The following is a 19,873-nucleotide window of genomic DNA, read 5'->3' on the forward strand; positions in this document are numbered from 1 at the left end:
GTATGGTCCACCGCATGCCAGCCGAACGCCTCCGTGAGCACACCGTGCCCCTCGCCGCCGCACGCCGGCGGCGGCTGCGCGCGGACCAGGCGCGGCAGCTGGCCGACCTGCTGCGCCACCAGGTGCGCACCGGCGGCTTCCCCGGCGGCGTCCTGCCCCTGGAAGGCACCATCGGCGCCGACTACCGCGTCTCCCGCAACACCGTCCGGCAGGCCCTCGACCTGTTGCGCGGTGAAGGGCTGATCGAGAGGCAGCCGGGGGTCGGCACTGTGGTGGTGTCCGAGAAGTACCCGCACGGACTGGACCGGCTCCAGGGGCTCGCCGAGACCCTGCACGAACACGGCGAGGTCACCAACGAGGTCCGTACCGCAGGCCCCGTCACCGCCCCCGCACCCGTCGCCCGCCGCCTGGGCATCGCCGAGCACAGCGACGTGCTCTACATCGAGCGGCTGCGCCGGCTGAACGGCCTGCCACTCTCCCTCGACCTGACCTACGTCCCCATGGACATCGGCGCCGAACTGATCGGCTGCGACCTGGAGCACACCGATGTGTTCCGGCTCCTCGAGCGCCTCACCGGTCAGCTGCTCGGCACCGCCGAGATCACCCTGGAGGCCGTCAACGCCGACGCGCACTCCGCCGCCGTCCTCCAGGCGCCGCGCGGCGCCGCCGTGCTGATGCTGGAGCGGCTCACCCACCTCGCCGACGGCAGGCCCGTCGACCTGGAGTTCATCCGCTTCCGCGGCGACCGCATCGCCATGAGCGGCCTGCTGCACCGCGCCTGCTGACCCCGACGCCCCGACCTCCGTACCGCTCTCACTGGAGACAGCCATGCCCTTGGTGCCCCAGCGGGCCGACGTGCCCGTGACCATCGACGAGTCGAAGTGCATCACCGGCTGCACCCTGTGCGTCGACATGTGCCCGCTCGACTCCCTCGCCATCAAGTCGGACAACGGCAAGGCCTACATGCACGTCGACGAGTGCTGGTACTGCGGCCCGTGCGCAGCCCGGTGTCCCACCGGCGCAGTCACGGTCAACATGCCCTATCTGCTCCGTTGAGAGGCCCGACTCCCATGAAGCGCACTCCTCTTGCCGTCGCCCTCGCGGCCTCGCTCCTCGTCCCGCTCGCCACCGGATGCGGCGGCGACGCGAACGCCGGGGACGCGGACACGGTCACCGTGACCGTCGGATACCAGTCCAAGACGATCAACACCGTCACCGCGGGCACCCTGCTGCGCTCCCTCGGCTACTTCGAGGAGGAGCTGAAGAAGCGGGGCGCACGCGACGGCATCACGTACAAGGTGAAGTGGCAGGACTACGCCACAGGCGCACCGATCACCGCGCAGATGACCGCCGGGAAGATCGACATCGGCTCGATGGGCGACTTCCCGCTGCTGCTCAACGCCGCCCGCGGCAAGCAGCTCGACCGGCCCACCAAGCTCGTCTCCGTCACCGGCTACAACCTGCGCGGCGGCCTCAACACCATCGTCACCGCGCCGGACTCGAAGCTCGCCTCCCTCGGCGACCTGCGCGGGAAGAAGGTGTCCACGTCCGTCGGTTCGGCGGCCGACGGCACACTCGTCCGCGCCCTGCAGCGTGCGGACATCGACCCCGGCAAGGACATCCGCAAGCTCAACCAGCAGCCGTCGGTGGGTGCTTCGGCGCTCGAGTCGGGCAGCGCCGACGCCCTCTCGCAGTTCGTCGCCTGGCCCGGACTGCTCGCCTTCCAGGGCCGCGCCAAGGCCCTCTACGACGGCGCCGAGCTGAAGCTGCCGACCTTCCACGGGGTCACCGCTGTCGAGTCCTTCGCCGAGAAGCGGCCCGAGGTCCTGGAGGACTTCCTGCGCGCTCAGCTGCGGGCCACCACGTACCTGCGCACCGAGCCGGTCGCGGCGGCCGAGTCGGTGGCGAAGGCGACCGGGCTGCCGGCCGAGGTCGTCTACCTCTACAACGGCGCCAACGGCATCGCCACCTTCGATCCGACCGTCAAGCCCGCGCTCGTCGCGGCGCTGAAGCAGGACGTGCCGGTGCTGAAGTCGGCGGACTTGGTGGGCGATGTGGACGTGGACGCGTTCGTGGACGACCGGTACATCAAGCGGGTGTACGGCACGAAGTACGCCGATGCCCTCGCCGCGACAGCCCCCGCTGCCCGCTCCGAGGTGTGGCGCAAGGACGGCACCACCACATCCTTCGACTCGCCCGGCGCGCTGCTGAAGGCGGTGGCCGGCGCCGGTCCGGACAAGGTGCGGGCCGCGTATGTGCCCGACACCACGACCGGCACACCCTGGTTCGCCGACAAGGCGGTGTGGGTCGCGGACGGCGCGAAGGCGCTGCCGTTCGTCACCCCGTCGGCGGCCGCCGCGTACACGGCCGGACACCCGGGTGCGGTGACCGTCCCGTACGCCGACATCCTGAAGCGTGCCGCGTCATGACCGGTCGCAGGGTGCTGCGTGTCCTGTCCCTGGCCGGTGCGCTCGGGGTGTGGCAGCTGCTGACCGCGTACGACGTCAACCTGTGGCTGCGGTTCGAGCAGTTCCCGACGGTGACGGACGTCGCCCACGCCTTCGGGCAACGGGCCGGCAGCGGCGCGTACTGGCAGGACCTGTCCGACAGCCTCACCCGCATCGTCACCGGTTTCACGCTGGCGGCGGTGGCGGGCGTGGCGGTCGGCACCGCGATCGCCAGGTCGCGCGTGGTGGAGGACGTGGTCGGCCCGGTGCTCGAAGTGCTGCGCCCCGTACCGGCGATCGCCCTGGTGCCGGTGGCGATCCTGCTCTTCCCGAGCAACGAGCAGGGCATCGTGTTCATCACCTTCACGGCCGCCTTCTTCCCCGTACTGGTCTCGACCCGGCACGCGGTGCGCGCGCTCACCCCGGTGTGGGAGGAGGCCGTGCGCACGATGGGCGGCGGCCGGTGGCGGGTGCTGCGCTCGGTCGTACTGCCGGGCGCGCTGCCCGGGATCCTCGGGGGCCTGTCCGTGGGGATCGGCGTCTCGTGGATCTGCGTGATCTCCGCGGAGATGATCTCCGGCGAGTACGGCGTCGGCTACCGGACCTGGCAGGACTACACGGTCCTCGACTACCCCGGGGTGTTCGTCGGGATGGCGACCATCGGGGTGCTGGGCTGGCTGACCTCGACCGCCGTGGAGGTGGCGGGGCGCAGGGTGACCAGGTGGCTGCCCCGCACCGAGTCGGCCGGACCGGCCGGCCCCCGGCCCGTGAAGCACCGGCCGCGGCGCGACGCCACCCCACCCGTGGCCCCCGCGCCCGCAACCACCGCGCCCATCGGCGGGGAGCAGCCCGAAGCCGCCGGCACGGCACGAGGAGGAACGCCCTCATGATCACCGACACCACCACGAAAACTCAGGAACGGGCCGCCGTTCAGGGCGTACGGCTCACCCTGCGCGGGGCCGCACTCGGGCGGGCGGGGGCACCCGTGCTCGACACGGTGGACCTCGACATCGTGCCCGGCGAGATCCTCGCTGTCGTCGGACCCTCCGGTTGCGGCAAGTCGACCCTGCTGCGCACCCTCGCCGGGCTGCTGCCCCCGCTCGCGGGTGACGTCGCCCAGGACGGGGAGCCCGTATCCGCTCCTCGCGGCGACCGGGCGCTGGTTTTCCAGGACGACGCCCTTCTGCCCTGGCGCACGGTGCGGGCGAACGTGGAACTGCCCCTGGCCATCAAGGGGTTCGCGCGCGCCGAACGCCGGGCTGCGGCCGAGCAGTGGCTGGAGCGGGTCAAACTCGCCGGGCACGAGGGCAAGTACCCCCATCGGATGTCCGGCGGGCAGCGGCAGCGCGTTCAGCTCGCCCGCGCGCTCGCGGGCGAGCCGCGCGCGGTGCTGATGGACGAGCCCTTCGGCGCGCTGGACGCCCAGACCCGGGCCGGTATGCAGCAGTTGCTGGTCGACGTTCTGCGGGGCACCGGCGCGACCGTCGTCTTCGTGACGCACGACGTCGACGAGGCCGTCTTCCTCGGCGACCGTGTCGCACTGCTCGGCAACGGTGGCGTGCTCGACGTCCTCGACGTCCCGCGGCCCCGCGACCGTGCGGCGCACGGTGATCCGGCCACGGTCGCCCTGCGCCGCACCGTCCTCGAATCCCTCGGCAGCCGAGACATCTGAGAGGCACGCACCATGGACATCCCCTCCCTCGCGGACGCCGAGGCGCTCTCCTGCGACGTCCTCGTCATCGGAGGCGGCACCGCCGGCACCATGGCGGCGCTCACCGCCGCCGAGCACGGCGCGAACGTGCTGCTCCTGGAGAAGGCGCACGTCCGGCACTCCGGCGCCCTCGCCATGGGCATGGACGGCGTCAACAACGCAGTCATCCCCGGCCGCGCCGAACCGGACGACTACGTCGCCGAGATCACCCGCGCCAACGACGGCATCGTCGACCAGTCCACCGTCCGGCAGACCGCGACCCGCGGCTTCGCGATGGTGCAGCGGCTGGAGTCGTACGGCGTGAAGTTCGAGAAGGACGAGCACGGCGAGTACGCGGTACGCCAGGTGCACCGCTCGGGCTCCTACGTGCTGCCCATGCCCGAGGGCAAGGACGTCAAGAAGGTCCTCTACCGGCAGCTGCGCCGCCGCGAGATGCGCGAGCGCATCCGCATCGAGAACCGGGTCATGCCGGTGCGCGTGCTGACGAAGGACGGACAGGCCGTCGGCGCGGCCGGCTTCAACACCCGGACCGGGCAGTTCGTGACCGTGCGCGCGGGCGCGGTCGTCCTCGCGACCGGGGCCGCCGGGCGTCTCGGGCTGCCCGCCTCCGGCTATCTGTACGGCACGTACGAGAACCCGACCAATGCCGGCGACGGGTACTCCATGGCGTATCACGCCGGAGCCGACCTCACCGGCATCGAGTGCTTCCAGATCAATCCGCTGATCAAGGACTACAACGGTCCCGCCTGCGCCTACGTCGCCAACCCCTTCGGCGGCTACCAGGTCAACCGGCACGGCGAGCGGTTCGTCGACTCCGACTACTGGTCGGGCCAGATGATGGCCGAGTTCGCGGAGGAGCTCGCCTCGGACCGCGGCCCGGTCTACCTCAAGCTCAGCCATCTCCCCGAGGAATCGGTCGCGGCACTGGAGGGCATCCTGCACACCACGGAACGGCCCACCCGCGGCACGTTCCACGCGAACCGCGGCCATGACTACCGCACCCACGACATCGAGATGCACATCTCGGAGATCGGTCTGTGCGGCGGGCACTCGGCGTCGGGCGTACGCGTCGACGACCACGCCCGCACCACCGTGCCACGGCTGTACGCCGCCGGTGACCTGGCATGCGTCCCCCACAACTACATGATCGGCGCGTTCGTCTTCGGCGAGCTGGCCGGTGCCGACGCCGCGCGGTACCAGGCGTACGAGGGGGAGCTCCCCGCCGAACAGCTTCGCGCGGCACACGAGTTGGTCTACCGGCCGCTGCGCCGACCCGACGGCGCGCCGCAGCCCCAGGTCGAGTACAAGCTGCGCCGCTTCGTGAACGACTACGTCGCGCCTCCCAAGAGCGGCGCGCGGCTCTCGCTCGCCGTGGAGCATTTCGAGCGGATGCACACGGAGATCGCGGAGATGGGAGCCACGACGCCGCACGAGCTGATGCGGTGCGCGGAGGTGAGCTTCATCCGGGACTGCGCGGAGATGGCAGCCCGTTCGTCGCTGGCACGCACGGAGTCCCGCTGGGGGCTGTACCACGAGCGCACCGACCATCCGCAGCGTGACGACGAGGGCTGGCTGCACCATCTGGACCTGCGCAAGTCGGAGGCCGGGACGATGGAGTTCACGGCGCGGCCCGTGGCTCCGTATCTGGTTCCGGTCGACGAGTACGCCGCGGTCGGGGGCCCGTCCCGGCATCTCGGCGAGGTCGCACTCGCGCAGGTGGCAACGGCCGGCCCGCGCGTGGTGGCGCCGACGGGGTCCCGTATCGCGGCCGCGCCCGTACGTACCGATGCCGGGCCCGCGACCGCGTCACCGCGCATCCTCCAGGCGCTGTCCTTCGCCGAGGGCGAGCCCGAACTGACCGACCTGACCCCCTACTTGACCGACGCCGACCCCTCGGTGCGGCGCGCGGCCGTCGCCACACTCACGGAGACGACCCCGGACGGCACCGGCCCGGCGCTCGCCCGGGCGCTGACCGACCCCGACTCCGGGGTGCGGTCCGCCGCGGCGGACTCGCTGCGTGAACTGGTGGAGACGCTGCCCCCGCAGCCCGCACTACGCGACCTGCTGGTGGCTGCGCTCACCTCCGCCGACCCGGTGGTCCCGGCCGCCGCACTCGACGTGCTGCGCGCGCTGCGCCTGGGCGACGCCGCCGTCTACGCCTCGGCAGCAGGCGCTCCGGACATCGGGGTCCGCATCGCCGCGGTGCGCGCCCTGGTGTCGGTGGACGCGGTCGACGCGCTGTCGGCCGCCGCGGCGGACACGGCCCGCGAGGTCCGCGTCGCCACGGCCAAGGGCCTGGCCGCGGTCGCGGACCCCCGCGTGCTGGCGCCGCTCGCGGGACTGGCGGGCGACGAGGACGCCCTCGTCAGGGCGGCGGCCTTCGGGGCACTGGGCACGGCCGGCTGCCCGGCCGCGCTCGCCGAGGAGGCGGTCCGCGCCCTGGCCGACACCGCCTGGCAGGTCCGGGCGGGCGCGGCGACGGCCCTGGGCGCGGCGGCCACGGACACGGCCGTGCCGGCCCTGGCCAAGACGCTGGGCGACGCGAACGCCGACGTCCGCAAGGCCGCGGTGCTCGCGCTGCTGCGGCACACGGCGGACGAGGACGCCCGCGCCGCGCTGACCACCGCGGTCCACGACCCGGACGCGGACGTGCGGGCGTACGCGGGGCGGGTCAACGCGGAGTGATCCATGCCGAAGGTCCGGCCCCTCCCCCGAGGAGGCGCCGGACCTTCGGCTGTGCAGGGGGCTGCTCAGCGCACGAACACGCTCGCCTGGCCCGCCAGATCCAGGAAGTACTGCGGTGCGACGCCCAGGACCAGCGTGACCGCGACGCCGACGCCGATCGTCGTCATCGTGAGCGGGGACGGCACGGCGACCGTCGGGCCGTCCGCCTTCGGCTCGCTGAAGAACATCAGCACGATGACCCGGATGTAGAAGAACGCGGCGATCGCCGACGAGATCACACCCACCACGACCAGCGCTCCCGCGCCGCCCTCCGCCGCCGCCGTGAAGACCGCGAACTTGCCGGAGAAGCCCGACGTCAGCGGAATGCCGGCGAAGGCGAGCAGGAACACCGCGAACACCGCAGCCACCAGGGGCGAACGCCGCCCGAGACCCGCCCACTTGGACAGGTGCGTCGCCTCGCCGCCCGCATCGCGGACCAGTGTGACGACCGCGAACGCGCCGATCGTCACGAACGAGTAGGCGAGCAGGTAGAAGAGGACGGACGAGACGCCTTCCGGGGTCGTGGCGATCACACCGGCCAGGATGAAACCGGCGTGTGCGATCGACGAGTACGCCAGGAGCCGCTTGATGTCGGTCTGCGTGATGGCGACGATCGCACCACCGAGCATCGTGACGATGGCGATGGCCCACATGACCGGGCGCCAGTCCCAGGTCAGGCCCGGAAGCACCACGTACAGCAGGCGCAACAGCGCACCGAACGCGGCGACCTTGGTGGCCGCCGCCATGAAGCCGGTGACCGGGGTCGGTGCGCCCTGGTAGACGTCGGGCGTCCACATGTGGAAGGGCACCGCGCCGACCTTGAACAGCAGGCCCATGAGGATCATCGCGCCGCCGATCAGCAGCAGCGCGTCGTTGCCCATGGTGTCGGCGAGCGCCGGGTCGATGGTGCGGACGCTGCCGTCGACGACCTCGGCGATCCGGGCGTACGACACGGAGCCCGCGTAGCCGTAGAGCAGGGCGATGCCGAACAGCAGGAACGCGGAGGAGAAGGCGCCCAGCAGGAAGTACTTCACCGCCGCCTCCTGGGACAGGAGCCGCTTGCGGCGGGCCAGTGCGCACAGGAGGTAGAGCGGGAGGGAGAAGACCTCCAGCGCGATGAACAGCGTCAGCAGATCGTTGGCGGCCGGGAAGACCAGCATGCCGGTGATCGCGAACAGCGCGATCGGGAACACCTCGGTGGTCGTGAACCCGGCCTTGACCGCGGCCTTCTCGTGGTCGCTGCCGGGGACCGCGGCGGCCTCGGCGGCGAACGAGTCGATGCGGTTGCCGTGGGCCGCCGGGTCGAGGCGGCGCTCGGCGAAGGTGAACACGGCGACGAGCGACGACAGCAGGATCGTGCCCTGGAGGAACAGAGCCGGTCCGTCGACGGCGATCGCGCCCATCGCCGCGATGTGCGCCTTGGTGGTGCCGTATCCGCCGGCGGCGAGGCCGACGACCGCCGCGAAGGCGGCCGCCAGCGCGACGACGGTCAGGAACACCTGGGTGTAGTACCGAGCCCGCCGCGGGACGAAGGCTTCCACGAGCACGCCCACGATCGCGGCACCGACCACGATCAGTACCGGTGCCAGTTGGGCGTACTCGATGTGGGGCGCGGGGATCTTGCCGAGCGGCTCGACCTCCGCAGCCGTTGTCCACAGGCTGTGGACAGCCATTGCGCTCATCGTGCCGCCTCCACCTCGGGCCGGGGGTCCTTCTTCTGTACGTCGGACATCGTGTGCTCCACGGCCGGGTCGACGATGTCCGTCAGCGGCTTCGGGAACACACCGAGGAAGAGCAGCAGCGCGATCAGCGGTGCGACGACCACCAGTTCACGCGCCTTGAGGTCGGGCATGGTGCTCACCTCGGCCTTCACCGGACCGGTCATCGTGCGCTGGTAGAGCACGAGGGTGTAGAGCGCGGCGAGCACGATGCCGGTCGTCGCGATGATCCCGGCCGCCGGGTAGGCGGAGAAGGTGCCGACCAGGACCAGGAACTCGCTGACGAACGGCGCCAGTCCGGGCAGCGACAGCGTCGCCAGACCGCCGATCAGGAACGTGCCGGCGAGGACCGGCGCGACCTTCTGCACACCGCCGTAGTCGGCGATGAGCCGCGACCCGCGCCGGGAGATCAGGAAGCCGGCCACCAGCATCAGCGCGGCGGTCGAGATCCCGTGGTTGACCATGTAGAGCGTGGCGCCGGACTGGCCCTGGCTGGTCATCGCGAAGATGCCCAGGATGATGAAGCCGAAGTGCGAGATCGAGGCGTACGCGATCAGGCGCTTGATGTCGCGCTGGCCGACTGCGACCAGCGCCCCGTAGACGATGCTGATCAGGGCCAGGACGATGACCACCGGTGTGGCCCACTTGCTCGCCTCCGGGAACAGCTGGAGGCAGAAGCGCAGCATCGCGAACGTGCCCACCTTGTCCACGACCGCCGTGATCAGCACGGCGACGGGGGTGGTCGCCTCGCCCATGGCGTTGGGCAGCCAGGTGTGCAGCGGGAACAGCGGCGCCTTCACCGCGAAGGCGAAGAAGAAGCCGAGGAACAGCAGCCGCTCGGTGGTGGTCGCCATCTCCAGCTGGCCGGAGGCGCGCGCCTCGGCGATCTCGGAGAGCGAGAAGGTGCCTGCGACCACGTACAGACCGATGACGGCGGCCAGCATGATCAGGCCGCCGACCAGGTTGTACAGCAGGAACTTCACCGCGGCGTACGACCGCTGGGCCGCCGCGTTCTCGTCGGTGCCCGCGTGGGCGCGGTCGCCGAAGCCGCCGATGAGGAAGTACATCGGGATGAGCATGGCTTCGAACAGGATGTAGAAGAGGAAGACGTCGGTGGCCTCGAAGGAGAGGATCACCATCGCCTCGACCATGAGGATCAGGGCGAAGAAGCCCTGGGTCGGGCGCCAGCGGGACGACTTCGTCTCCAGGGGGTCGGCGTCGTGCCAGCCCGCGAGGATCACGAACGGGATCAGCAGCGCGGTCAGCGCCACCATCACGACCCCGATCCCGTCCACACCCAGCTCGTAACGGACGCCGAAGTCCGCGATCCAGGCGTGGGATTCGGTCAGCTGATAGCGGGCGCCAGCGGGCTCGAACCGTACGAGCACGACCGCGGCGAGCGCCAGAGTCGCCAGTGAGACCAGCAGCGCCAGCCACTTGGCCACGGTCCGGCGCGAGGCGGGCACGGCCGCGGTGGCGATCGCGCCGACCGCGGGCAGTACCGCCATGGCCGTCAGAATCGGGAAGGACATGTCAGACCGCCCTCATCAGCAGGGTCGCGGCGATCAGGATCGCCGTACCGCCGAACATCGAGACCGCGTAGCTGCGGGCGTAGCCGTTCTGCAGTTTGCGCAGACGGCCGGAGGCTCCGCCGAAGGTGGCGGCCGTGCCGTTGACCACGCCGTCGACCAGGGTGTGGTCGACGTACACCAGCGAGCGGGTGAGGTGTTCGCCGCCGCGGACCAGGACCACGTGGTTGAAGTCGTCCTGGAGCAGGTCGCGTCGGGCGGCTCGGGTGAGCAGCGAGCCGCGCGGCGCGGTGACGGGCACCGGGCGCCGTCCGTACATCACATAGGCGATCGACGCGCCGATCACCAGGACGACCATCGTCGCGGTGGTGATGGCCGGGATGCTGATGACCGGATGCGGGTGCTCGAACTCGGTCACGGGCGCGAGCCAGTCGACGAAACGGTCGCCGATCGCGAAGAACCCTCCCGCGAAGACCGATCCGAAGGAGAGCACGATCATCGGGATCGTCATGGAGCTCGGCGACTCGTGCGGGTGCGGCTGGTGGCCCTCGTCATCGGGCTGCCAGCGCTTCTCGCCGAAGAACGTCATGATCATCACGCGGGTCATGTAGAACGCGGTGATACCGGCGCCCAACAGGGCCACTCCGCCGAAGATCCAGCCGCGGATGCCGTCGTCGTAGGCGAACGCCGCCTCGATGATCGTGTCCTTGGACCAGAAGCCGGACAGCCCCGGGAAACCGATGATCGCGAGATAGCCGAGGCCGAAGGTGACGAAGGTGATCGGCATGTGCTTGCGCAGGCCGCCGTACTTCCTCATGTCCACCTCGTCGTTCATGCCGTGCATGACCGAGCCGGCGCCGAGGAACAGCCCGGCCTTGAAGAAGCCGTGCGTCACCAGGTGCATGATCGCGAAGGCGTATCCGATGGGCCCGAGGCCGGCCGCAAGGATCATGTAGCCGATCTGCGACATCGTCGAACCGGCCAGCGCCTTCTTGATGTCGTCCTTCGCGCAACCGACGATCGCACCGAAGAGGAGCGTGACGGCTCCGACGATCACGACCGCGAGCTGGGCGTCCGGTGCCCCGTTGAAGATCGTGCCGGAGCGGACGATCAGATAGACACCGGCGGTCACCATGGTCGCCGCGTGGATCAGGGCCGAGACCGGGGTCGGGCCCTCCATCGCGTCACCGAGCCAGGACTGGAGCGGCACCTGCGCCGACTTGCCGCACGCGGCGAGCAGGAGCATCAGGCCGATGGCGGTCAGGGTGCCCTCGGACACCTCGTCCGCCGCCTGGAAAACCGGCCCGAAGGCGAAGGTCCCGAAGGTCGTGAACATCAGCATGATCGCGATCGACAGGCCGATGTCGCCGACCCGGTTGACCAGGAATGCCTTCTTCGCGGCGGTCGCCGCACTGGGCTTGTGCTGCCAGAAGCCGATGAGCAGGTACGAGGCGAGACCGACGCCCTCCCAGCCCATGTACAGCAGCAGGTAGTTGTCGGCGAGGACCAGCAGGAGCATCGCCGCGAGGAACAGGTTCAGGTAACCGAAGAAGCGGCGACGCCGTTCGTCGTGCTCCATGTACCCGATGGAGTAGATGTGGATCAGGGTGCCCACACCGGTGATCAGCAGGACGAACGTCATCGACAGCTGGTCGAGTTGGAAGGCGACGTCCGCCTGGAACCCCTCGACGGGGATCCAGCTGTACAGCAGCGAGTTCAGAGTGCGGTCGTCGGCGCTCTTGCCGAGCATGTCGACGAAGAGCACGACGCCGATGAAGAAGGACACGGCCGCCAGCAGGGTGCCGATCCAGTGGCCGGTCTTGTCGAGGCGGCGTCCGCCGCAGAGCAGCACCGCCGCCCCGAGCAGGGGCGCCGCGACGAGCAGCGCAATCAGGTTGTCCACGGTCAGCGTCCCCTTACAGCTTCATCAGGCTGGCGTCGTCGACCGAGGCCGAGTGGCGGGAACGGAACAGCGACACGATGATCGCGAGTCCGACCACGACCTCCGCGGCCGCGACGACCATCGTGAAGAACGCGATGATCTGGCCGTCGAGATTGCCGTGCATCCGGGAGAAGGCGACGAATGCGAGGTTGCAGGCGTTGAGCATCAGCTCGATGCACATGAAGACCACGATCGCGTTCCGCCGGATCAGCACGCCCACCGCGCCGATGGTGAACAACAGGGCGGCGAGATACAGGTAGTTGACCGGATTCACCGCTTGGCCTCCTGTCCGTCCCGGTCGGGCTCGTCCTTCTTCCGGCCGAGGCGCTCCTCGGAGCGCTGCTCCAGCGCCTTGAGGTCGTTCAGCGCGTCGGTCGACACATCGCGGATCTGACCGCGTTCCCGCAGTGTCTTGCTGACGGTCAGCTGGGACGGGGTGCCGTCGGGCAGCAGACCGGCGATGTCCACGGCGTTGTGCCGGGCGTAGACGCCGGGCGCGGGCAGGGGCGGCAGGTGCTTGCCTTCCCGTACGCGCTGCTCGCTGAGCTCGCGCTGGGTCCTGGCACGCTCGGTGCGCTCCCGATGCGTGAGCACCATGGCGCCGACGGCGGCCGTGATGAGCAGCGCGCCCGTGATCTCGAAGGCGAAGACGTACTTCGTGAAGATGAGCCGGGCGAGGCCCTCCACATTGCCGCCGTGGGCGGTGTTGGCGACGCCCAGTCCGTTGAAGTTGTTCAGCGAGGCGTTGCCGATGCCCGCGATCAGCAGGACACCGAAGCCGAGGCCGCAGGCCGCGGCCCACCAGCGCTGACCCTTCAGCGTCTCCTTGAGCGAGTCGGCCGCGGTGACACCGACGAGCATGACGACGAAGAGGAACAGCATCATGATGGCGCCGGTGTAGACGACGATCTGGACGATGCCGAGGAAGTACGCGCCGTTGGCGAGGTAGAAGACGGCAAGGATGATCATGGTTCCGGCGAGGCAGAGCGCGCTGTGCACGGCCCGCCGCATCAGGATCGTGCAGAGCGCGCCGATGACGGCGACCGTGCCGAGCACCCAGAACTGGACGGCCTCGCCGGTCGAAGCGGCGGCGGCAAACGTGCTCATGCGCCGATCACCTTCTTCGACGCGGGCTCGCGCTCACCGAACGTGGACTCGCCCTCCTGCACCTGCTCCCCCTTGGAGACAGCGACCTGCTGGACGGTGCCGGGGGCGGCTTCGGTGACCAGGCCGCGGTAGTAGTCCTGCTCGTCCATGCCGGGGAAGATCGCGTGCGGCGTGTCGACCATGTCCTCGTCGAGACCGGCGAGCAGTTGCTCCTTGGTGTAGATGAGGTTCTCCCGGCTGCTGTCGGCCAGTTCGAACTCGTTGGTCATCGTCAGCGCGCGCGTCGGGCACGCCTCGATGCACAGTCCGCACAGGATGCAGCGGGCGTAGTTGATCTGGTAGACGCGGCCGTACCGCTCGCCCGGGGAGTAGCGCTCCTCGTCGGTGTTGTCCGCGCCCTCCACATAGATGGCGTCGGCCGGACAGGCCCAGGCGCACAGCTCGCATCCGACACACTTTTCGAGACCGTCGGGATGGCGGTTGAGCTGATGCCGGCCGTGGAAGCGCGGCGCTGTGACCTTCGGCTGCTCCGGATACTGCTCGGTGAGCCGCTTCTTGAACATGGCCTTGAAGGTCACGCCGAAGCCGGCAACCGGATTCTGGAACTTGTTCTCGGATCCCTCAGACACCGTCAGCCTCCTTTCCGTCCTGAGGACCATCACTGTCAGTATTGGGTCCACCACTGACAATCAGTTCGCGGTCCCGGCGCGGGCGCCTGCGCGGCACCGGCGGCAACTCCTGTCCGGGCAGCGGCGGTACGGGGAATCCGCCCGCCATCGGGTCGAACGCCGGCGGCTCGGGCTCCGCGGCCTCGGCGGCCTTCTCCTTCTTGCCGCGGAAGACGTCGGCGACGAAGGAGAGCAGCAGCACGGCGATGACGGCCCCGGCGACGTAGAGCACGATCGACTGGAACTCGTAGTTCTCGTTCCGCAGCGCCCGTACGGTCGCCACCAGCATCAGCCAGACGACCGACACCGGGATCAGGACCTTCCAGCCGAGCTTCATCAACTGGTCGTAGCGCACCCGCGGAAGAGTGCCGCGCAGCCAGATGAAGAAGAACAGCAACAGCTGGACCTTGATGACGAACCAGAGCATCGGCCACCAGCCGTGGTTCGCGCCCTCCCAGAACGTGGAGACCGGGTACGGTGCCCGCCAGCCGCCCAGGAAGAGGGTGACCGAGACGGCGGAGACGGTGACCATGTTGACGTACTCGGCCAGCATGAACATCGCGAACTTGATGGAGCTGTACTCGGTGTTGAAGCCGCCGACGAGGTCGCCCTCGGACTCCGGCATGTCGAACGGGGCGCGGTTGGTCTCACCGACCATCGTGACGACGTAGATGATGAAGGAGACCGGCAGCAGCAGGATGTACCAGCGGTCCGCCTGCGCCTCCACGATCGCCGACGTCGACATCGACCCGGAGTACAGGAAGACGGAGGCGAACGCGGCGCCCATCGCGATCTCGTAGGAGATCATCTGCGCGCAGGAGCGCAGTCCGCCGAGCAGCGGGTACGTGGAACCGGACGACCAGCCCGCGAGCACGATGCCGTAGATGCCGACCGAGGCGACCGCGAGGATGTAGAGCATCGCGATCGGCAGGTCGGTCAGCTGCATCGTGGTGCGCTGGCCGAAGATCGAGATCTCGTTGCCGGACGGACCGAACGGGATCACGGCGATCGCCATGAAGGCCGGGATCGCCGCGACGATCGGAGCAAGGATGTAGACCACCTTGTCCGCCCGCTTGACGATCAGGTCTTCCTTCAGCATCAGCTTGATGCCGTCGGCGAGCGACTGGAGCATTCCCCAGGGGCCGTGCCGGTTGGGCCCGATGCGCAACTGCATCCAGGCGACGACCTTGCGCTCCCACACGATCGAGAACAGCACGGTCACCATCAGGAACGCGAAGCAGAACACGGCCTTGATGACGACGAGCCACCACGGGTCGCGCCCGAACATCGACAGGTCCTCGAGCGCCAGGCTTGTCATGCCGGTCATGCCTCCACCTCCGTCGCACCCGTCGCCGCCGCGATGCGCACCAGCTCACCGGGGCGCGCCCCCGTGTCGGCGGTGACTCCGCCGCCGGTGGAGTTCAGCGGCAGCCACACCACCCGGTCGGGCATCTCGCTCACCCGGAGCGGCAGCCGGACGGGTCCGGCAGGTCCAGACACCTCCAGCTCGTCGCCGTCCTTGACACCCGTCTCGGCGGCGGTCGCCGCCGAGAGCCGGACCACGGCCGCGTGCCGGGTGCCGGCCAGCGCCTCGTCGCCCTGCTGCAACAGGCCCAGGTCGAGCAGCATCCGGTGCCCGGCGAGCACGGCCTCGCCCTCACCCGGCCGGGGCAGCGGCTGCGCGGACTCCGCCGGCTCGGCGGCGCGCGGTCCGTCCCAGCGGCCGAGCCGGTCCATCTCCGCACGTACGGACTTCAGATCCGGCAGTCCGAACGGGATGTCCAGCGCATCCGCGAGCATGTGCAGCACCCGTGCGTCGGTCGGCGCGAGGCGTCGTGTCATCTGCTCGGGCTTCAGTGCGGCCTCGAACATCCGGACCCGGCCCTCCCAGTTGAGGAAGGTGCCGGACTTCTCGGCGACGGCCGCCACCGGGAAGACGACGTCGGCCCGGTCGGTCACCTCGCTGGGCCGCAGCTCCAACGAGACCAGGAAGCCGACCGCGTCCAGGGCTTCACGGGCACGGGCCACGTCGGGCAGGTCCGCGACCTCGACGCCCGCGACGACGAGGGCGCCCAGTTCGCCGATGGCCGCGGCCTCGACGATCTGGCCGGTGTCCCGGCCGTAGCGGTGCGGGAGTTCGCGTACGCGCCAGACCTCGGCGGTCTCCTCGCGGGCACGCGGGTCGGTGGCCGGGCGGCCGCCGGGCAGCAGCGTCGGCAGTGCGCCGGCCTCCACCGCGCCGCGGTCGCCGGCCCGGCGCGGGATCCACACCAGCCGCGCGCCGGTGGCGGTCGCCGTGCCCAGGGCGGCGGTGAGACCGCCGGGCACGGCCGCGAGCCGTTCGCCGACGACGATGACCGCGCCCTCGGCCCGCAGCGCCTCGGCCGCCTGCGCCCCGTCCTCGTCGAGACCCGTGCCGTTCGCGAGGGCGTTCAGCCACTCGGTCTCGGTGCCCGGCGCGGCCGGCAGCAGCGTGCCGCCCGCCTTGGTGAGGCCGCGGGTGGCGTGGGTGGCGAGGGAGAACGTGCGCTGGCCGTGCTTGCGGTGGGCCTTGCGCAGCCGCAGGAAGACGCCGGGCGCCTCCTCCTCGGACTCGAACCCGGCGAGCAGAACGGCCGGTGCCTTCTCCAGCGACGTGTAGGTGACTCCCGTACCGGAGAGGTCCTTGCCCTGCCCCGCCACCGCGGCGGCCAGGAAGTCGGCCTCCTCGGCGGAGTGCGCACGGGCGCGGAAGTCGATGTCGTTGGTGTCGAGGGCGACGCGTGCGAACTTGGCGTACGCGTAGGAGTCCTCGACCGTCAGCCGGCCGCCGGTGAGGACGCCCGCCCGGCCGCGCGCGGCACGCAGACCCTCGGCTGCCGCCTCCAGCGCCTCCGGCCAGCTCGCGGGCTCCAGTTCGCCCTGCTCATTGCGGACGAGGGGCGTGGTGAGGCGGTCGCGCTGCTGGGCGTAGCGGAAACCGAAGCGCCCCTTGTCGCACATCCACTCCTCGTTGACCTCCGGGTCCTCGGCGGCCAGTCGGCGCATGACCTTGCCGCGCCGGTGGTCGGTGCGGGTCGCGCAGCCGCCCGAGCAGTGCTCGCACACGCTCGGCGAGGACACCAGGTCGAAGGGGCGGGAGCGGAAGCGGTACGCGGCCGACGTCAGCGCGCCCACCGGGCAGATCTGGATGGTGTTCCCGGAGAAGTACGACTCGAACGGGTCGCCCTCGCCGGTGCCCACCTGCTGCAGCGCGCCGCGCTCGATCAGCTCGATCATCGGGTCGCCCGCGACCTGGTTGGAGAACCGGGTGCAGCGCGCACACAGCACGCAGCGCTCGCGGTCCAGCAGCACCTGGGTGGAGATCGGGACCGGCTTCTCGTAGGTCCGCTTCCTCCCCTCGAAACGGGACTCGGCCTGGCCGTGCGAGATCGCCTGGTTCTGCAGCGGGCACTCGCCGCCCTTGTCGCAGACCGGGCAGTCGAGCGGGTGGTTGATCAGCAGAAGCTCCATCACGCCCTTCTGCGCCTTCTCGGCGACGGGCGAGGTGAGCTGCGAGCGGACGACCATGCCGTCGGTGCAGGTGATGGTGCAGGAGGCCATCGGCTTGCGCTGGCCCTCGACCTCGACGATGCACTGGCGGCAGGCCCCGGCCGGGTCGAGGAGGGGGTGGTCGCAGAACCGGGGGATCTCGATGCCGAGCAGCTCGGCGGCCCGGATGACCAGCGTCCCCTTGGGGACGGAGATCTCGATGCCGTCGATGGTCAGCGTGACGAGGTCCTCGGGCGGTACGGCCGCGCTGCCGCCTGCGGCGGCGGACCCGGACGTGGTGACGGTCATGCCCGCACCTCCGTGTTGTTGGCGGGCCGGTCTGCCCAGGCCGTGGACTTGGCGGGATCGAAGGGGCAGCCCTTGCCCGTGATGTGCTGCTCGTACTCCTCGCGGAAGTACTTGAGCGAGGAGAAGATCGGCGAGGCGGCGCCGTCACCGAGCGCGCAGAACGACTTGCCGTTGATGTTGTCGGCGATGTCGTTCAGCTTGTCGAGGTCGGACATGACGCCCTTGCCGGCCTCGATGTCGCGGAGCAACTGGACGAGCCAGTAGGTGCCTTCGCGACAGGGCGTGCACTTGCCGCACGACTCGTGGGCGTAGAACTCGGTCCACCGGGTGACGGCACGCACCACGCACGTCGTCTCGTCGAAGCACTGGAGCGCCTTGGTGCCGAGCATCGAACCGGCGGCGCCGACGCCCTCGTAGTCCAGCGGGACGTCGAGGTGCTCGTCGGTGAACATCGGGGTCGACGAGCCGCCCGGCGTCCAGAACTTGAGGCGGTGGCCGGGCCGCATGCCGCCGCTCATGTCGAGCAGTTGGCGCAGCGTGATGCCGAGCGGCGCCTCGTACTGGCCGGGGCCGGCGACATGACCGCTGAGCGAGTACAGCGTGAAGCCCGGGGACTTCTCGCTGCCCATCGACTTGAACCAGTCCTTGCCCTTGTTCAGGATCGCGGGAACGGAGGCGATGGACTCGACGTTGTTCACCACAGTGGGGCATGCGTACAGACCGGCGACCGCGGGGAAGGGGGGTCGCAGCCGGGGCTGGCCGCGCCGTCCCTCCAGTGAGTCGAGGAGTGCGGTCTCCTCACCGCAGATGTACGCGCCCGCGCCCGCGTGCACGGTGAGTTCGATGTCGAGGCCGCTGCCGAGGATGTCCTTGCCGAGGAAGCCCGCTTCGTACGCCTCGCGGACGGCCTCGTGCAACCGCCGCAGGACGGGCACGACTTCGCCGCGCAGATAGATGAAGGCGTGGTTCGACCGGATCGCGTAGCAGGCGATCACGATCCCCTCGATGAGGGAATGCGGGTTCGCGAAGAGGAGCGGGATGTCCTTGCAGGTCCCCGGCTCCGACTCGTCGGCGTTGACAACAAGATAGTGAGGCTTGCCGTCGCCCTGCGGAATGAACTGCCACTTCATTCCGGTGGGGAAGCCCGCGCCGCCACGGCCGCGCAGGCCCGAGTCCTTGACGTAGGCGATGAGGTCGTCGGGCGACATCGCGAGTGCCTTCTTCAGGCCCTCGTAGCCCTCGTGCCTCTTGTACGTCTCCAGGGTCCAGCTCTCCGGTGCGTCCCAGAAGGCGGACAGGACGGGAGCGAGCAGTTTCTCCGGGCTGTGGTCTCCGGCGTCGGGCCGGGAGTTGCCCCCGTACTCGGTCGACACGGTCATCACTCCCCCTCCTCGGCTGCGGGGCCGGCCGGGTGCTCCGGGTCGGACGCCGAGGTCTGCTGCGGTGCGTCATGCGAGCTGAGGTGCTCGGAGCCGGGCTGCGGACTGCCGTGCGCGGCCTCGCCGCGCGGGGAGACGATCCGGGCCGTGGGGCTCTCGCCCTTGGCGAGGCGGAGCCCGATCAGCGAGGCGGGGCCCGCGCCGCCGGTGGCCTCGACCGCGCCGGGGCGCTCGTCGGGGAAGCCGGCCAGGATGCGGGCCGTCTCCTTGTAGCTGCACAGCGGCGCGCCGCGGGTCGGGCTGACCCGCTCGCCCGCCCGCAGGTCGTCGACGAGCTGCTTCGCCGACTCGGGCGTCTGGTTGTCGAAGAACTCCCAGTTGACCATCACGACGGGTGCGAAGTCGCAGGCGGCGTTGCACTCGATGTGCTCGAGGGTGACCTTGCCGTCCTCGGTCGTCTCGTTGTTGCCGACGCCGAGGTGCTCCTTGAGCTCCTCGAAGATCGCGTCGCCGCCCATCACCGCGCAGAGCGTGTTGGTGCAGACGCCCACCTGATAGTCACCGGACGGCTTGCGCCGGTACATGCTGTAGAAGGTCGCGACGGCGGTGACCTCGGCGGTGGTGAGGTCGAGCGTGTCCGCGCAGAACCGCATGCCGGTGCGGGAGACGAAGCCCTCCTCGGACTGCACGAGGTGCAGCAGCGGCAGCAGGGCGGACCGGCTGCCCGGGTAGCGGGCGACGATCTCCTTGGCGTCCGCCTCGAGCCTGGCGCGCACATCGGCCGGGTAGTCGGGGGCGGGGAGCTGGGGCATCCCCAAGCTGACGTCAG

16 protein-coding genes are annotated in these 19,873 nt (G+C 70.2%); 6 read left to right on the forward strand and 10 right to left on the reverse strand.

What is annotated here, in order from left to right:
- Nucleotides 1-14 precede the first annotated feature (14 nt).
- Genes AC067Z_RS11755 through AC067Z_RS11780 form a run of 6 tightly spaced genes read left to right on the forward strand, consistent with a single transcriptional unit; the run spans nt 15 to nt 6,843 of the window.
- Entirely contained in the window at nt 15-785 is a 771-nt protein-coding gene (locus AC067Z_RS11755) for a GntR family transcriptional regulator (RefSeq protein WP_478789302.1), read from the forward strand.
- A gap of 43 nt (nt 786-828) precedes the next feature.
- Nucleotides 829-1,056 (forward strand): 4Fe-4S dicluster domain-containing protein, encoded by a 228-nt coding sequence (locus tag AC067Z_RS11760; protein WP_478789303.1) that lies wholly within the window; start codon nt 829-831, stop codon nt 1,054-1,056.
- Nucleotides 1,057-1,070: 14 nt separating this feature from the next.
- On the forward strand, nt 1,071-2,429 hold the full coding sequence (locus tag AC067Z_RS11765) for an ABC transporter substrate-binding protein (protein WP_478789304.1): 1,359 nt from the start codon (nt 1,071-1,073) through the stop codon (nt 2,427-2,429).
- The gene (locus AC067Z_RS11770; RefSeq protein ID WP_478789305.1) at nt 2,426-3,337 is read left to right on the forward strand and encodes an ABC transporter permease; all 912 of its coding nucleotides are present in this window, start codon (nt 2,426-2,428) and stop codon (nt 3,335-3,337) included. Before AC067Z_RS11765 ends, AC067Z_RS11770 begins: the two co-directional genes overlap by 4 nt.
- Nucleotides 3,334-4,119, forward strand: coding sequence for an ABC transporter ATP-binding protein (locus AC067Z_RS11775; protein ID WP_478789306.1), 786 nt, complete (start codon nt 3,334-3,336; stop codon nt 4,117-4,119). Before AC067Z_RS11770 ends, AC067Z_RS11775 begins: the two co-directional genes overlap by 4 nt.
- Before the next feature lie 12 nt (nt 4,120-4,131).
- Nucleotides 4,132-6,843, forward strand: a complete 2,712-nt coding sequence (locus AC067Z_RS11780; RefSeq protein ID WP_478789307.1) for a fumarate reductase/succinate dehydrogenase flavoprotein subunit — start codon at nt 4,132-4,134, stop codon at nt 6,841-6,843.
- Nucleotides 6,844-6,908: 65 nt separating this feature from the next.
- Here AC067Z_RS11780 and nuoN read toward each other — a convergent pair whose 3' ends face one another.
- The 10 genes from nuoN to nuoE are packed head-to-tail and all read right to left on the reverse strand — an operon-like array spanning nt 6,909 to nt 19,856.
- Nucleotides 6,909-8,564, reverse strand: a complete 1,656-nt coding sequence (nuoN, locus tag AC067Z_RS11785) for an NADH-quinone oxidoreductase subunit NuoN (protein WP_478789308.1) — start codon at nt 8,562-8,564, stop codon at nt 6,909-6,911.
- Nucleotides 8,561-10,132, reverse strand: coding sequence for an NADH-quinone oxidoreductase subunit M (locus AC067Z_RS11790; RefSeq protein ID WP_478789309.1), 1,572 nt, complete (start codon nt 10,130-10,132; stop codon nt 8,561-8,563). Before AC067Z_RS11790 ends, nuoN begins: the two co-directional genes overlap by 4 nt.
- 1 nt (nt 10,133) lies before the next feature.
- Nucleotides 10,134-12,032 carry an NADH-quinone oxidoreductase subunit L gene (nuoL, locus tag AC067Z_RS11795; protein WP_478789310.1) on the reverse strand — a complete coding sequence of 633 codons (1,899 nt, stop codon included), beginning with the start codon at nt 12,030-12,032 and terminating at the stop codon, nt 10,134-10,136.
- A 13-nt stretch (nt 12,033-12,045) separates the two neighbouring features.
- Nucleotides 12,046-12,345, reverse strand: a complete 300-nt coding sequence (gene nuoK, locus AC067Z_RS11800; RefSeq protein ID WP_478789311.1) for an NADH-quinone oxidoreductase subunit NuoK — start codon at nt 12,343-12,345, stop codon at nt 12,046-12,048.
- A complete protein-coding gene (locus AC067Z_RS11805; RefSeq protein ID WP_478789312.1) occupies nt 12,342-13,178 on the reverse strand; it encodes an NADH-quinone oxidoreductase subunit J in 837 nt (278 codons plus the stop codon). The genes nuoK and AC067Z_RS11805 overlap by 4 nt, the downstream gene beginning before the upstream one ends.
- Nucleotides 13,175-13,837 carry an NADH-quinone oxidoreductase subunit NuoI gene (nuoI, locus tag AC067Z_RS11810; RefSeq protein WP_478789313.1) on the reverse strand — a complete coding sequence of 221 codons (663 nt, stop codon included), beginning with the start codon at nt 13,835-13,837 and terminating at the stop codon, nt 13,175-13,177. The genes AC067Z_RS11805 and nuoI overlap by 4 nt, the downstream gene beginning before the upstream one ends.
- On the reverse strand, nt 13,800-15,173 hold the full coding sequence (gene nuoH, locus AC067Z_RS11815; protein WP_478789314.1) for an NADH-quinone oxidoreductase subunit NuoH: 1,374 nt from the start codon (nt 15,171-15,173) through the stop codon (nt 13,800-13,802). Before nuoH ends, nuoI begins: the two co-directional genes overlap by 38 nt.
- On the reverse strand, nt 15,170-17,665 hold the full coding sequence (locus tag AC067Z_RS11820; protein WP_478789315.1) for an NADH-quinone oxidoreductase subunit G: 2,496 nt from the start codon (nt 17,663-17,665) through the stop codon (nt 15,170-15,172). The genes nuoH and AC067Z_RS11820 overlap by 4 nt, the downstream gene beginning before the upstream one ends.
- Nucleotides 17,662-19,047 (reverse strand): NADH-quinone oxidoreductase subunit NuoF, encoded by a 1,386-nt coding sequence (nuoF, locus tag AC067Z_RS11825; RefSeq protein ID WP_478789316.1) that lies wholly within the window; start codon nt 19,045-19,047, stop codon nt 17,662-17,664. Before nuoF ends, AC067Z_RS11820 begins: the two co-directional genes overlap by 4 nt.
- Complete coding sequence (nuoE, locus tag AC067Z_RS11830; protein WP_478789422.1) at nt 19,044-19,856, reverse strand: NADH-quinone oxidoreductase subunit NuoE; 813 nt, start codon at nt 19,854-19,856, stop codon at nt 19,044-19,046. Before nuoE ends, nuoF begins: the two co-directional genes overlap by 4 nt.
- Between the last annotated feature and the right edge of the window lie 17 nt (nt 19,857-19,873).

The organism is Streptomyces sp. NPDC043812, assembly GCF_056436245.1.